The organism is Parasphingopyxis sp. CP4 (genome assembly GCF_013378055.1).
Lineage (GTDB): Bacteria > Pseudomonadota > Alphaproteobacteria > Sphingomonadales > Sphingomonadaceae > Parasphingopyxis.
Genome location: NZ_CP051130.1, coordinates 1,308,493 through 1,322,947, shown reverse-complemented (window position 1 = coordinate 1,322,947; position 14,455 = coordinate 1,308,493). Strand labels below are relative to the sequence as shown.

Genomic DNA, 14,455 nt, shown 5'->3' with positions numbered 1-14,455 from the left:
GATGTTCAAGAAAATCCTGATCGCCAATCGCGGCGAAATTGCGTGCCGGGTTATCCGCAGCGCCAAGAAGATGGGGATCGCGACGGTCGCGGTCTATTCGGATGCCGATGCGCGCAGCCCGCATGTCGAAATGGCGGATGAAGCCGTGCATCTCGGCCCGCCGCCAGCCGCAGAAAGCTATTTGCTCGCCGACAAGATCATCGAGGCGTGCAAGGAAACTGGCGCGGAAGCCGTCCATCCGGGCTATGGATTTCTCTCCGAACGCGAAAGTTTCGCGAACGCGCTTGATGAAGCCGGCATTGCCTTTATCGGTCCGCCGCCGGGCGCGATTGCCGCGATGGGCGACAAGATTGAATCGAAGAAGCTGGCGAAAAAGGCAGGGGTCAGCGTGGTTCCCGGCCATGTCGGCGAGATTGACGATACCGAACATGCGGTGAAGATCTCATCGGAAATCGGCTATCCGGTCATGATGAAAGCCTCGGCTGGCGGCGGCGGCAAAGGCATGCGGCTCGCCTGGAACGAGCAGGATGTGCGCGATGGTTTTGAGGCTACGAAACGCGAAGGCCTGGCCAGTTTCGGCGATGACCGTGTGTTTATCGAGAAATTTATCGAGCAACCGCGCCATATCGAGATCCAGATACTCGGCGATAAGCATGGCAATATTGTCTATTTGGGTGAGCGGGAATGCTCGATCCAGCGGCGTCACCAAAAGGTCGTCGAAGAAGCGCCATCACCCTTTGTCGACGAAGAGATGCGCAAGGCAATGGGCGAGCAGGCCGTCGCGCTGTCGGCTGCTGTCGATTATCACAGTGCCGGTACGGTCGAGCTGATCGTCGGTGCGGACAAGAGCTTCTATTTTCTCGAAATGAATACCCGGCTCCAGGTCGAGCATCCGGTGACCGAAAATATCACTGGTGTTGATCTGGTTGAGCAAATGATCCGCGTCGCGGCCGGCGAGAAGCTGCCGTTCAAACAGGACGATGTCACGCTGACGGGCTGGTCGGTGGAAAACCGGGTCTATGCCGAAGATCCCTATCGCGGTTTCCTCCCGTCAATCGGCCGCCTTGTGCGCTACGATCCGCCCGAAGAAGGCGAAGGCGTGCGCGTCGATGACGGCGTGGCCGAAGGCGGCGAAGTCTCGATGTTCTACGATCCGATGATCGCCAAGCTGATCACCTATGCCGATACGCGCGAAGCCGCGATCGACCTGCAGATAGACGCACTGGACAAGTTTGAGCTGGAGGGCCTCGGTCACAATCTCGATTTTCTCTCGGCGCTGATGCAGCATCCGCGTTTCCGGTCCGGTGAGATCACGACCAATTTCATCGCCGAAGAATATCCCGAAGGCTTTGAAGGCGCGCCGGCGGATGAGACGCTGCTGCAGCGCCTTGCGGCCGTAGCTGCCTTTGCTGCCACCGCCCATTCCGATCGCGCGCGTCGTGTGTCAGGCCAGCTGGATGGGCCGCTCCAACCGCCCGCCGACTGGGTGGTCAGGATTGGTGATACGGATTTCAAAGCACGGATCGATCCTGATGATGTCTTCATCAATGACACGGCTATGGAACTGGCCATGGCCTATGCGCCGGGTGATCGGATGATCGAGGCGGAATTTGGCGACGAGATCCTGACCGTGAAGATCAAGCCCGCGCGCTATGGCCTGACGCTGACGGCACGCGGCGCAAGCCATGCGGTACGCACCTTACCGGCCCATTTTGCGCCGCTTGCCGATCATATGATCGAAAAAGAGCCGCCTGACCTTTCCAAGATGCTGATCTGCCCGATGCCGGGTCTGGTAACGGCCGTGCATGTGGGTGAGGGCGACAAGGTCGAGGAAGGCCAGCCACTCGCCGTCATCGAGGCGATGAAGATGGAGAATATCCTGCGCGCCGAAAAAGCCGGTGTGGTCACGACAGTCTCGGCCACCGAAGGCGATAGCCTTCAGGCGGACGATGTCATCATGGAATTCGAATAGCGTGGACCGCAACGACCGTTCCTGTGAAACGGTGGACCCTGAAACACGTTCAGGGTGACGGTTCACCTATTGTGCTCCGGCGAAGGCCGGAGCCTAGGCCCGAACCGGCTGGACTGGGCTCCGGCCTTCGCCGGAGTACGGGGTGTGATCTCGGTCGTCAGGAGGCCATGCACCACCCGCTTGCCCTGAGCTTGTCGAAGGGCTGTCCTCTTCTTTCACCGTCGAAGAATGAAGTGCAGAGCTTCGACACGCTCAGCCCAACGGCGCAGCTCCAGTCTTCAGATTTTCAATTCGCGCTTGATCGTGCTTTTTGTCGTCTTGCCGAATGGCGGCTTGAAACCGCCCATCTTGGCGACGTCCATCTTGGCCTGGCTGTACACGCTCTTGGCATGGCTGAACGTCTTGAACCCTTCATGGCCGGTGTACGATCCCATGCCGGATGGGCCGACACCACCAAACGGCAGTTCGTCCATCGCGATATGGAAGATCACGTCATTGACGGTCGAGCCACCCGAGATCGTTTTTGACAATACCTTCTGCTCCTCGGCGGAATCGCTACCGAAATAATAGAGCCCCAGTGGACGATCATTGGCGTTCACATAATCGATCGCCTCATCAACAGACTTATAGGTCTTGATCGGCAGGACCGGACCGAAAATCTCTTCCTGCATGACCTTCATATCGTCGGTCGGGTTGCGGACGATGGTGAGCGGCATTTTGCGCTTGTTCGATGCGCTGAAATCCTCATTGCCGGGATTGACTTCGACCAGCTCGGCGCCCTTTTCTTCGGCGTCCTTCAGATAACCCTGAAGCCGCTCATAATGGCGATCATTGATGATCGATGTGTAATCGTCATTCGCATCCAATCTTGGATATTGCTCTCCAACAGCGGCGCTAAGGCCTTGAATGACATCGCCTTCCTTGGCTTCGGGGACCATCATATAGTCAGGCGCCAGGCAAATTTGTCCGGCATTCATCATTTTGCCCATGGCGACCCGGCTCGTGCCCTTTTCGATGTCCGCACTCTCACCGAAGATCGTCGGCGATTTGCCGCCGAGCTCCAGCGTCACCGGTGTCAGGCTGTCAGCTGCAGCATGCAGGATATGCTTGCCGATGCTGGTAGCACCGGTGAATAGCAGGTGATCGAAAGGCAGGCCGGAAAAGGCCTGGCCGACTTCGGGTCCACCATTGAACACGGCGATTTCTTCCGGCGAGAAACTCTCACCAATCAGCTTCTCGACGAGCGCGCTGGTGACCGGCGTGAACTCGCTCATCTTGATCATGACGCGGTTACCGGCGGCCAAAGCATCGGCCAGCGGGCTGAAGGTCAGCTGAACCGGGAAATTCCACGGCGCAATGATCCCGACAACACCCAAAGGTTGATATTCGATCCGCGCCTTGGCACCGAACACGCCGAGCGGGAAGCGGGGGCTGCGCTTTTCCGGACGCATCCATTTTTCGACATGCTTGCGGGCATATTTCACTTCGCCCAGCGCCGAGACGATATCGGTCATCATCGATTGATCTTTGGACCGGTGGCCGAAATCTTCGCTCATCGCATCGCACAGCGCATCGGCATTATCGACAAGCAGGCGGCCAACCCGGGTCAACCGGTCTTTGCGGGTCTCTGCACTTACGGGCAGCGCGGCCATGAAAGCGGCGCGCTGCGCCTCGAGCGCGGAAAGCATTGCGTCGTTATCTACGACCTGGGGTTCTGCATCGGCCATGGCGACATCCTCTCTTATTCTTCTCTATGTTGCATTTTGAAACCGAGTTTAGGCGAGGATTTCCGTCTTGAACAGGGTGACGCCGCCCTGCGCGCTCGTTAGATCAGGGCCATGACCGATCAGCTCATTACCCAGATAGATGGCAAGGCCGCCCGGCTCCGATTGAACCGGCCCAAGGCTTTGCATGCCCTCACAACCGCGATGTGCGAGGCTGCGATCGAATCGCTCCTGGCCTGGCGGGAAGATCTTACCGTCGAAGCGGTACTCATCGACCATGCCGAGGGGCGGGGATTTTGTGCCGGTGGCGATATTCGGATGCTGGCGGAAAGCGGCGCGACGGATGGCGTTCAGGCGCGCGAGTTCTTCCATACCGAATATCGCTTGAACCATCTGTTGTTCACCTATGCCAAACCGACCGTCGCGTTCATGGATGGGATCACGATGGGCGGGGGCGTTGGGCTTTCGCTGCCCTGCCAATATCGGATTGCGACCGAACATACCCGCTTTGCGATGCCGGAAACCGGGATCGGCCTGTTCCCGGACGTTGGCGGTGGCTGGTATCTTTCGCGCCTGCCGGGGCGGTCGGGACAATTCCTGGCGCTGACGGGTGCACGAATCGATGGCGCCGAGTGCATGGCGCTTGATCTTGCCACCCATTACCTGCCGAGCGACGCGCTGGACGATGTAAAGGCCGCTATCGCTGCCGATCCCCACAACATCCCGGCAATTCTCGATGACGCGTCCATTGCGCCGCCTGAGGCACGAATTCTCGGCAATATGGACCGGATCGACGCGCTTTTCGTCTCGGATCGCTATGAGGATATCATTGCAGCGCTCGAAGCAGATGGATCGGAATGGGCGCACAAGGAACTCGCGACCCTGGCCACCAAATCACCGCAAACCTGCAAGGTATCGCTCTACCTCCTGCATCAGGGCGCGCAGCAGGTCGATTTTGCCGATGAGATGCGGGTTGAATATCGCGTTGGTGCGCATGTCGTGCAGCGCCACGATTTTCTCGAAGGCGTCCGCGCGGTGATTGTCGACAAGGATAATGATCCGCAATGGAATCCGGCAACACCTGAAGATGTAAGCGATCATTTGATCGATCAGATATTCGAGCCGTTACCCGCTGATGAAGAATGGACGCCGCTGCGTCTCTAGTTAGAGAAGCGTTCGTTTGAGCGCCTGTTTCCAACCGCTCAGCAACGCGTCGCGCTGGGCATTGTCCATCGCCGGTTCAAACCGGCCCGCGGCTTCCCATTTGGCCGATAGATCATCGAGACCATCCCACACGCCGGTCGCCAGCCCAGCCAGATAAGCTGCGCCCAGCGCAGTCGTCTCATGGCTTTCGGGCCGTTCGACCGGTGCCTCGACAATATCGCTGAGGAACTGGGAGAACCAATCATTCTGCGCCATGCCGCCGTCGATCCGCAGTGCTTGAGGCGCGTCCGCGCCATCAGCGCGCATAGCCTCGACGAGATCTCGGGTTTGATATGCAATCGATTCCAGGGTCGCGCGCACGATGTGATCGGCCGTTGTGTCGAGCGTCATCCCGCTGATCAATCCGCGCGCATCGGGTTCCCAATGCGGCGCGCCGAGGCCGACAAAGCCTGGCACCAGATAGACGCCGTGATTGTCAGGCGCAGCTTGGGCGATCGCAGCCGTCTCTCCGGCCTCGGAAATGACGCCGAGCTTGTCCCGCAGCCACTGGATTGCGGCCCCAGCGACAAAGATCGACCCTTCCAGCGCATAGGTGATGTCATCGCCGATCCGGTAAGCCGGGGTGGTAAGCAAGCGATTGTTGGATTGTACTGGTACTGTGCCCGTATTCAGCAACAGGAAACAGCCTGTGCCATAGGTGGATTTCACCATGCCGGGCTTGAAACAGGCCTGGCCGATCAGTGCCGCCTGCTGGTCACCAGCCATGCCCGCGATCGGGATTGCGCGGCCAAATAGCGCGGGATCGGTCTCGCCATAGATTTCCGAATTGCCGACAATATCGGGGAGCAGGCTGCGGTCGATATCGAATAACGCAAGCAACTCATCATCCCATTCGCCGCGATGGATATCGCAGAGCATGGTGCGCCCGGCATTGGTGATGTCGGTTGCGTGCACCCGTCCGCCGGTCAGGCGCCAGAGCAGGAAGCAATCGATCGTTCCGGCCGCGAGCTCGCCACGGCCAGCCGCAGCGCGCGCACCATCGACATTGTCGAGCAGCCAGGCGAGTTTGGTGGCGCTGAAATAGGGATCGAGCAGCAGTCCGGTCTTGCGGCGCACCAGCTCTTCATGCCCATCGGCCTTGAGTTTGCGACAGGTATCGGCGGTCCGGCGATCTTGCCAGACAATTGCCTTGTGCAGGGGTTTGCCGGTTGCTCGGTCCCAGAGCACAATGGTCTCGCGTTGGTTGGTGATACCGATCGCAGTGGTTTCGTCGGAGAGAACGGCCTTTACCGCCGAGACAGTGTCCCGCCAGATATCTTCCGGATCATGCTCGACCCAGCCATCCTCTGGATAATGCTGTGTAAATTCCTGTGCGGAACTTGTGAGCGGTTTCCCGTCTTCGTCGAACAGAATGGCTCGGCTCGATGTCGTTCCCTGGTCGATTGCAAGGATATGGCGGGTCATGCCTCAGCTCCCTCTATCGTCTCGCGCATATAGGTTGTTAGCCGCGCCTGTTCCTCTTCGCTCATCAACAATCCGAGCTTGCTGCGTCGCCAGAGAATATCCTCTGCGGTTTGGGCCCATTCACGGTCAATCAGATAGCGTATTTCGCGTTCCGTAAGCCCGGCGCCGAAATGCTCTCCGAGATCCGCCATGCTCGTCGCATCGCCCAATATCTCGGGTAGTAGCGACCCGTAGGCGCGGGCCAGTCGCTGCGCATGCTCCCATTCCAGGAAATGGTACCGCGCTTCGATCTGCTCGAGAAAATCGTCAAAGCCGATGCCCAGTTCGCCGCCAGGAAGATGAGCCTCTCGGGTCCAAGCCTTGCCGCCCAAACCTGCCATCACGCTCAGCTGGCCATTCGCGTCTTCAGCGAGCGCCCTAGCCGTCGTGATCTTGCCGCCGAACACCGAGAGCAGGGGCGCTGCGCCATCCGAACCTCCGTCGTCAATCTCCAGGACATAGTCGCGCGTCACTTCGGCTGAATCTTCGGCACCATCGTCATAGAGCGACCGCACACCGCCATAGCTGGAGACCACATCGTCCGGCGAAATCTGGATGGCGAAATACAAGTTCGCCGAGCGGCACAGATAGTCGATCTCTTCTGTGCTCACGCCGTCATCGCCCGGCTCGTCGACTGCAAAATCGGTGGTGCCGATCAGGGTATATTTTCCAAGATAGGGCAAGGCGAAGACTATCCGTCGGTCGGGAAGCTGGAGGATATAGCCATGATCGCCGATATAAAGACGCCGCACGATGATATGGCTGCCGCGTACCAGGCGAACCTTGGATGCGTGCGGAACACCGATCGTCTCTTCCAGCAGGTCGGCCACCCAGGGCCCCGTCGCATTGACCATGGCGCGCGCGGATACTGTCCGGCCATCACTGAGGGTCGCCGACCAGCCATCGCCGTCGCGCTTGGCGGCGGTGAGCGCTGTGCGTGTTGCGATCTCCGCACCGCGATCCGCAGCGTCGCGCGCGTTCAACGCAACCAGCCGCGCATCATCAACCCAGCAGTCCGAATAAACGAGACCCTTGGTTTGCGGATCGGAGAAGGGGGATTTGTAGCGCGGATCGGACTTGGCGAGTGAGCGTGTGCCTTTCAGCGTCCTGCGTCCGCCGATCAGGTCATAGAGAAAAAGCCCCGCCCGGATCATCCAAAACGGGCGCACCTGGTTATTGTGCGGGAACACAAAGCGCATCGGCCAGATGATATGGGGGGCCGATTTCAGCATGACCTCCCGTTCCTTGAGCGCCTTTCGCACAAGGCCGAATTCGTAATATTCAAGATAACGGACGCCGCCGTGAATCAGCTTTGAGGAGGATGAGCTCGTGTGGCCGGCCAGATCGTCGCGTTCGACCAGCAGTGTTTTCCAGCGGCGGCCAGCCGCGTCACGCGCAATCGCCGTACCGTTTATTCCGCCGCCGATGATCAGGAGGTCATATGTCATTACCTCTGTTTAGCGGAATTTTTTCGGGCGTCACTAGATGGCGGCCACGCGTTATTGCGGCTATGCCAAAATCATGCCCCGCAAACCGCCCGCCGGCTTCCCGACCGAACAACAGATTGTCGATTTTATCGAGAGCTCAGACCGCCCGGCCGGTAAGCGCGAAATTGCGCGCGCTTTCGGATTGAAGGGCCAGGAGAAGATCCAACTCAAGGCAATGCTGAAACGCATGGCCGAGAAGGGGCTTGTCGACAAAGGCGTTGGCCAGGCGCTCCACAAATCTGGCGGCCTGCCGCGCGTCACCGTTCTCCGGATCACCAGCGTTGATGATGATGGCGATGTCTGGGCAGAGCCAGAACGCTGGGAGAGCGATGCTCCGGTGCCGAAACTGCGCGTGAAGGAACGCAGCCGCCGCCATCCGCTGGGTATTGGTGATCGCGTGTTGGCACGCACCGAGCAAGCGGGTCGCGGCTGGATTGCGCATCCGATGAAGAAGATTGCGCCGGCCGAGGATGAGCTGATGGGTGTGTTGCACGAAGAGGGTGGCAAGCTCTGGCTGAAAGGGCTGGAGAAGAGCAACCGCAAGGATTTCTTCGTGTCCGACGCCAATCGTGCACAGGCGGGGGACCTTGTGCTGGCCGAAAAATCCGGCCGTCCACCGCGGCAATCGGCGCGCGTCATCGAAATTCTCGGCGATCCGTTCGAGCCGCGCAGTTTTTCGCTGATCGCCATCCACAAGCATGAGATTCCGGTCGAATTTTCCGGCGAAGCCATCGCCGAGGCCGGAGAGGTGGCGAAGACCCCATTGGGCGATCGCGAAGACCTGACGCATTTGCCGATCATCGCGATCGATCCGGCTGATGCGCGCGACCATGACGATGCCTTTTGGGCAGAGCCTGATGGCGAGGGCGGCTGGCGGGTGATCGTCGCGATCGCGGATGTGAGCTTCTATGTCCGTCCGGGCTCCGCGCTCGACACGGAAGCGCGGCGGCGCGGCAACAGCGTCTACTTCCCCGATCGTGTCGTGCCGATGCTGCCGGAGGAATTGTCGGCCGATATCTGTTCCCTCAAGGCCGGTGAAGATCGGGCCGCGCTCGCCTGTCACATGGCAATAGACGCAAAGGGCCAGGTGAAGAGCTGGCGCTTCGCGCGCGTACAACTTCGGATAGCGGCCAATATTCCCTATGAAGATGCACAGGCAGCGATCGAAGGACAGGGCGGTGTCGACGCGGAATTGATGGACGGTGTCCTCAAGCCATTATGGGATTGCTGGGATGCGATGTACGCCGCACGCGATAAGCGTGGACCGCTGGATCTGGACTTGCCGGAGCGCCGGATCGAGCTGGATGAGACCGGGCGCATATTGTCGGTTGCGCCGCGCGAGCGGCTCGACGCGCACCGATTGGTCGAGGACTATATGATTGCGGCGAATGTGGCGGCCGCAAAAGCGCTTGAGGCCAAGGCCGCACCGGTTATGTATCGCGTCCATGAACCGCCGAGCCGCGAAAAACTGATGGCACTCAAAGAATATCTGGCGAGCTTGGACGTGCCGTTCACGCTCGGCCAGGTCATCCGCCCTGAAACCTTCAATCATATTCTGACGCGTATCGGCGACAGCGATTTCCGGCCACAGGTGATGGAGCAGGTCCTGCGCACCCAGACCCAGGCCTATTACACACCGCGCAATGCCGGTCATTTCGGACTGGCGCTCGGCAGCTATGCGCATTTCACTTCGCCGATCCGCCGCTATGCAGATCTGCTCGTTCATCGCTCGCTCGTCGGCGCCTATGACCTTGGCCCCGATAGTGCGGACACCAAACTCACCGGCACCGAAGCCGAACGCATGGAAGCGACCGGTGAGACGATCAGCAAGCTGGAACGACGAGCGATGGAGGCGGAGCGCGATACTGTCGACCGCTATGTCGCCGCCTATCTCTCCGAACGCGTCGGTGAGATTATGAAGGCGCGGATCACCGGCGTTCAGAATTTCGGTTTCTTCGCGACGGTCGAAGGTCTGGGTGGTGACGGATTGGTGCCGGCGCGCGACCTGGGCCATGAATATTATCGCTATGATGAGCGGGTTCATGCGCTGATCGGCGAGGAGACCGGTACACGCTATGCCATTGGCGACAGGCTGGAACTGAGATTGGTGGAGGCGAGCCCAATCAGTGGCGGGCTTAGATTTGAGCTTCCAGAAGGTAAGGGCGGCGGCACGTCAGGGCGGCGGTCTGATCGGCATCGGCGGGATCGGCCGCGCGGCAAACGGCGTGACAAACGAGGTCGAGGCAAGCGCTAGGGCGCGTCCTCTTCAACGGTTTCGTCTTCGGCTTCTTCTTCGGCCACTGCCGCTTCCATCTCTCCGCCAAGCTGGGCGACAATCGCTTCCAGATTGCGGCGTAACTGCGCTGGTCGTCCCGTCACGCTTTCCCAGTCTGGATAGTTGGCTCGTATCGCGGCGATAGCTTCGGTAATTTCCTCTTCACTCGCAATCCCGTCTGCCAGCATCTCCCGCTCAACCTGGCCACGGACAAAGGTCAGATAGCCCTTCTGGTTGGCTGCGAGCAGGCTGACCGGACCTGGCTCACCATGGCCCGGATACAATGTGTATCCGCTAAATTCTCGCGTGAGCCGGTCGAGCGCCAACGGCCAACGATCGAGATCCGCATCGGCAAAATCCGGATGCATGCGATTGGCGACCAGATCCACAGCCAGCACGGCTTGTTGGCTGGGGATCGACAGCATTGTCATTGTTTCCGCTTCGGTATTGTCGAGCGTATGGACAACCACCGGGATATCGGAAACCGTCAGCTCTTCTCGATTTTCGATCAGGCGGCTGGGGTCTGGCGGCGCTTGATAATCATCGCCTTGCGCTTCACGGAGCCTTTCGACGTAACCGGACAGGTCCCTGTCGATCTGCTCGGCGACTTCTGCCGTCATTAGCAGCTCGGCATCCGGAAACGCTTCGGTGAAAGCCTGGAGCCCGCCGAAATGCCCCGGATCATAATGGCTGATCACAATTGCTGTGACCGGTTTGCCAGTTTCCTGAATCGCGGCGACGACACGCTCGCCCAAGGCGATACTGCGCTGTGCGTCGAACACCAGGATTTCGTCAGGACCTTCGAGCCAATAGCTGTTTACTGAGCCAGGCCCGCCGCGAAATGGCCGGTGAATTTCCAGCTCCGCGACGGCATCTGCGCCTTCGCTCGCATCATCGGCTCCGCCATTGCAGCTGGCAAAAGCCAGCGAAATGGCGATCAGTCCGATCGTGAGCGGCGCGGCGCGCATCGTCAAAACCCTCCGGATATAACTCTGGCCGACTATATGCAGTCCTCAGAAAATCGCAATTTTCCACGGCGTCCCGAGCGATTTGGCTGGGGATAGTTCCGGTTTCGATGGGCAATCGAACAGAAGGTTGTCATTCAGGTTTTGCAAAAGAGTCACAAAACTGTCGTATAGATGTCATTCAAACGTAACTTGGAGAGGTGGGATGACGAAATTTCTTGCGATCGCAGCGATCTGCGCTCTTCCGATGGCGGCGCAAGCCGCGCCCTATCCTGAGGCGCATCCGACAGGTTTCGATCCCTATGCGGCCTCTGCAATTGAGCGCGGAGACTATGCGGCAGCCGAAAATCGGCTGATGCGGAGACTGGCCGAGAATGAGGGCGATGTGCCAGCTATGCTCAATCTCGCGACTGTGATGATGGAAACGGATCGCGTCGCCCGCGCATCATCTATGCTCGAGCAAGTGCTTGAGGCGGAGAATGTCCAGCTTGGCAATCTCGATGGCGCTGCGATCTGGTCTCATGATGCCGCAAGCGCAGGCCTGCGCGGTCGCGTTACACTCGGGGCTCGCTAGACCCGACAGATTATCCGAATTCTGGGAATAGAATGTGGCGCTGTCTAAGCTATAGCTTGGGCAGCGTTACACCTTTCTGGCCCATATATTTGCCGGCCCTGTCGGCATAGCTCGTCTCGCACGGCTCATTGCCCTGGAGGAACAGGAACTGGCAGGCACCTTCATTGGCATAGACTTTTGCGGGTAGCGGGGTCGTGTTCGAGAATTCGAGCGTCACATGACCTTCCCAGCCAGGTTCCAGCGGCGTCACATTCACAATGATACCGCACCGCGCATAGGTAGATTTCCCAAGACAGATGACCAGGATATCTTTCGGCACCCGAAAATATTCGACCGTCCGGGCGAGCGCGAAACTGTTTGGCGGAATGATGCAGCAATCGGTTTGCCGATCGACAAAGCTGTTGTCCGAAAAGTTCTTTGGATCAACTATCGCATTGTCGACATTGGTGAAGATCTTGAACTCATCTGCGGCGCGCGCGTCATAGCCATAGGACGAAAGGCCATAGCTGATCGTGCCATCGCGCCGTTGTCCGTCCTCAAACGGGTCAATCATTCCATCCTCGAGCGCGCGCTCGCGAATCCATTTGTCCGCCATTATGCTCATGCGTTCAGCCTTAGCCTGACTGATCCGGGCGCACCACATTCCAACGTACCGGGTTTTCCACACCCTCGACCTGCCTGATGTCGCTCGCCTCCCACATGATCCAGGGAACCGCCCCGAAATTGGGTTTGAACAGACGGCGGGGAAGCCAGAAACTGCGCTCAACCCGGCTGGTCAGCTCATATTCCGCGTCAAATTCACGCGTCACGTAGAGTAGCGCTGGCTGTTCGCTATGCGCCTCTACCATGGAGAGAAATGACGCCAGCTCGGAAATGAAGACCGCCAGGTCCGGTCGATCTGCGCAATTGCCCTCAAAATCGAAGATGATCGCGGGCGGCAACGCGTCGGGGTGATCGGGAACCGTGGCGATGAAATTGGCGGCTTGGTCTGACGCCAGGCGGCACATCTCCCAGACATGTATCGCGCCGCGTCGGACACCGGCTTCATGGGACGCAGCCCAGTGCGCAGCGAAAGTCGGATCACGATCCGTGTCGCCATCGGTCGCATGAAGATAGGCGAATTCAGCGCCGGCGGCACGCAGCGTTGGCCAGTGCACATCGCCTTGCTCTGCGCCGATCGTCGGTCCTTGGCTCGGATATTGGCTCGTTACCGGATGCCAGCGGATTGCGACCTGCCACAATATGATCGCCACAATAGCTGCGAGCAGCAGCCAGATAGCGCCCAGTTTTACTGCTCTCATCGTGCCCCCCGGTCCGATCCGCTTCTTAGCCCTTGATGTGCAGGACGCAAATCAATGTGAACAGGCGGCGCGCTGTATCAAAGTCGACGCTGATCTTGCCTTCCAATCGCTCCTTGAGGAGCTCAGCGGCGTCATTGTGGATTCCGCGCCGGGCCATGTCGATGGTTTCGATCTGCTGGGGCGTGGCTTGGCGGATTGCCTGGAAATAGCTGTCGCAGATCGCGAAATATTCGCGGATCGGCCTGCGGAATCGGGTGAGTCCGATGATAATCGTTTCAAGAAGGTCATCGCTTTCCGCGGCGATATCGAGCGCCAGCCGGCCTTCTTCAACGCGCAGGGTAAGCTTGTACGGTCCGGCATAATCACCTGGATATTCGCGCGCGGGTTCGAAATGATTGCCCTCGAGCAGATCGAAGATCGCAATGCGTCGCTCTTGCTCGATATCGGCATTGCGCCAGATGATCGTATGTTCGTCGAGCTGGACGTCTATGATCCGTGGGTCGGCCATCGGGTGAGGCTTAGTGGCGTTGACCGGAATTGGGAATAGACCCATGCACTTTGTCGAATGGGACGATGATTCCGCCTGCGACCGAAAGGACGAGACATGAGCGATTATTCTGACAAGACAGTTGCGATCACCGGCGGAGCAACCGGGATCGGTTTCGCGCTCGCCAAGGCGTTTGGTGCGGAAGGTGCAAACATCATTATCGGTGAGCCTCGTGAGAATCGCCTCGACGAAGCGGTCGCCGCACTAACAGAGTTGGGCGTCGATGCGCGATCCATGGTCATGGACGTGACCGACCCGGACAGTGTTGAAGCCTTTGCCGATTTTGCATGGGAAGCGCATAGCCGGGTCGATGTGTTGATAAACAATGCGGGCATATCGATTCCCCGCGCACCGGTTACCGAGGTATCTCTCGACCAGATGCACGCGGTCTTCGACGTCAATTTCTTTGGTGTCTGGCATGGCTGTCGGTCATTCGGAAAACGCATGGTCGAGCAGGGCGGTGAGGCGGCGATCTACAATCTCGCCTCGGAAAATGCTTTCTTCACAGCGGTTCGAAACTCCGCCGCCTATGTCGCCTCCAAACATGCGGTGATGGGCTTCACCGAAGCCTTTCGCGAAGAGATGCCGGACGAAATCACGGTCGGTACGATCTTCCCCGGCTTCGTCTTGTCCGAAATGACCGGCAAAGAGGCCGCGCCCTTTGCCATGGATACCGATCGCTTCGCTGGAATCGTGCTGGAGCAAATCAAAGCACGAGAAAATTTCATCGTCTCGCATGCCTATAATATCGTCCATATCGATGAACGCCGCGATCGATTGGCACAGGCCTTTGAGAAATATGCGCCGCGATATGAAGGTGATGACGAATATGATGTGCCGACGCTTGTCGCCAAATTTCGCAGCGCCCGGAAGCCGGACGAAAACAGCTAACAGAATTTCCACAGATTTGATGGCTTGAGACCAAGGCCGATCCGCGCGACAA

12 protein-coding genes are annotated in these 14,455 nt (G+C 58.8%); 5 read left to right on the top strand and 7 right to left on the bottom strand.

Features of this window, described 5'->3' with window-relative positions:
• Position 1: 1 nt before the first annotated feature.
• Positions 2-1,972, top strand: coding sequence for an acetyl/propionyl/methylcrotonyl-CoA carboxylase subunit alpha (locus HFP51_RS06400; protein WP_176874898.1), 1,971 nt, complete (start codon positions 2-4; stop codon positions 1,970-1,972).
• Positions 1,973-2,250: 278 nt separating this feature from the next.
• On the opposite strand, the gene HFP51_RS06395 is transcribed toward HFP51_RS06400, so the two are convergent.
• On the bottom strand, positions 2,251-3,699 hold the full coding sequence (locus tag HFP51_RS06395) for a coniferyl aldehyde dehydrogenase (RefSeq protein ID WP_176874897.1): 1,449 nt from the start codon (positions 3,697-3,699) through the stop codon (positions 2,251-2,253).
• 111 nt (positions 3,700-3,810) lie between these two features.
• Between HFP51_RS06395 and HFP51_RS06390 the strand changes: the two genes are divergently transcribed.
• Positions 3,811-4,860 (top strand): enoyl-CoA hydratase/isomerase family protein, encoded by a 1,050-nt coding sequence (locus tag HFP51_RS06390; protein ID WP_176874896.1) that lies wholly within the window; start codon positions 3,811-3,813, stop codon positions 4,858-4,860.
• On the opposite strand, the gene glpK is transcribed toward HFP51_RS06390, so the two are convergent.
• Positions 4,861-6,324, bottom strand: a complete 1,464-nt coding sequence (glpK, locus tag HFP51_RS06385; RefSeq protein ID WP_176874895.1) for a glycerol kinase GlpK — start codon at positions 6,322-6,324, stop codon at positions 4,861-4,863.
• Entirely contained in the window at positions 6,321-7,811 is a 1,491-nt protein-coding gene (gene glpD, locus HFP51_RS06380; RefSeq protein WP_176874894.1) for a glycerol-3-phosphate dehydrogenase, read from the bottom strand. The genes glpK and glpD overlap by 4 nt, the downstream gene beginning before the upstream one ends.
• Positions 7,812-7,884: 73 nt before the next feature.
• Between glpD and rnr the strand changes: the two genes are divergently transcribed.
• The gene (rnr, locus tag HFP51_RS06375) at positions 7,885-10,104 is read left to right on the top strand and encodes a ribonuclease R (protein WP_176874893.1); all 2,220 of its coding nucleotides are present in this window, start codon (positions 7,885-7,887) and stop codon (positions 10,102-10,104) included.
• Here rnr and HFP51_RS06370 read toward each other — a convergent pair.
• The gene (locus HFP51_RS06370; protein WP_176874892.1) at positions 10,101-11,093 is read right to left on the bottom strand and encodes an MBL fold metallo-hydrolase; all 993 of its coding nucleotides are present in this window, start codon (positions 11,091-11,093) and stop codon (positions 10,101-10,103) included. The two genes, rnr and HFP51_RS06370, sit on opposite strands and share 4 nt — an antisense overlap.
• A gap of 202 nt (positions 11,094-11,295) precedes the next feature.
• On the opposite strand from HFP51_RS06370, the gene HFP51_RS06365 reads away from it, so the two are divergent.
• A complete protein-coding gene (locus HFP51_RS06365) occupies positions 11,296-11,664 on the top strand; it encodes a tetratricopeptide repeat protein (RefSeq protein ID WP_176874891.1) in 369 nt (122 codons plus the stop codon).
• A 49-nt stretch (positions 11,665-11,713) separates the two neighbouring features.
• On the opposite strand, the gene dcd is transcribed toward HFP51_RS06365, so the two are convergent.
• From dcd to HFP51_RS06350, 3 genes are read right to left on the bottom strand one after another with little or no spacing between them, the layout of a single operon-like run.
• The gene (gene dcd / locus HFP51_RS06360; RefSeq protein ID WP_176874890.1) at positions 11,714-12,268 is read right to left on the bottom strand and encodes a dCTP deaminase; all 555 of its coding nucleotides are present in this window, start codon (positions 12,266-12,268) and stop codon (positions 11,714-11,716) included.
• Positions 12,269-12,278: 10 nt separating this feature from the next.
• Entirely contained in the window at positions 12,279-12,965 is a 687-nt protein-coding gene (locus HFP51_RS06355) for a GH25 family lysozyme (protein ID WP_176874889.1), read from the bottom strand.
• A gap of 25 nt (positions 12,966-12,990) precedes the next feature.
• A complete protein-coding gene (locus tag HFP51_RS06350) occupies positions 12,991-13,473 on the bottom strand; it encodes a UPF0262 family protein (protein ID WP_176874888.1) in 483 nt (160 codons plus the stop codon).
• A 96-nt stretch (positions 13,474-13,569) separates the two neighbouring features.
• Here HFP51_RS06350 and HFP51_RS06345 point away from each other — a divergent pair, with 96 nt between their 5' ends.
• On the top strand, positions 13,570-14,403 hold the full coding sequence (locus HFP51_RS06345) for an SDR family oxidoreductase (RefSeq protein WP_176874887.1): 834 nt from the start codon (positions 13,570-13,572) through the stop codon (positions 14,401-14,403).
• Positions 14,404-14,455 lie beyond the last annotated feature (52 nt).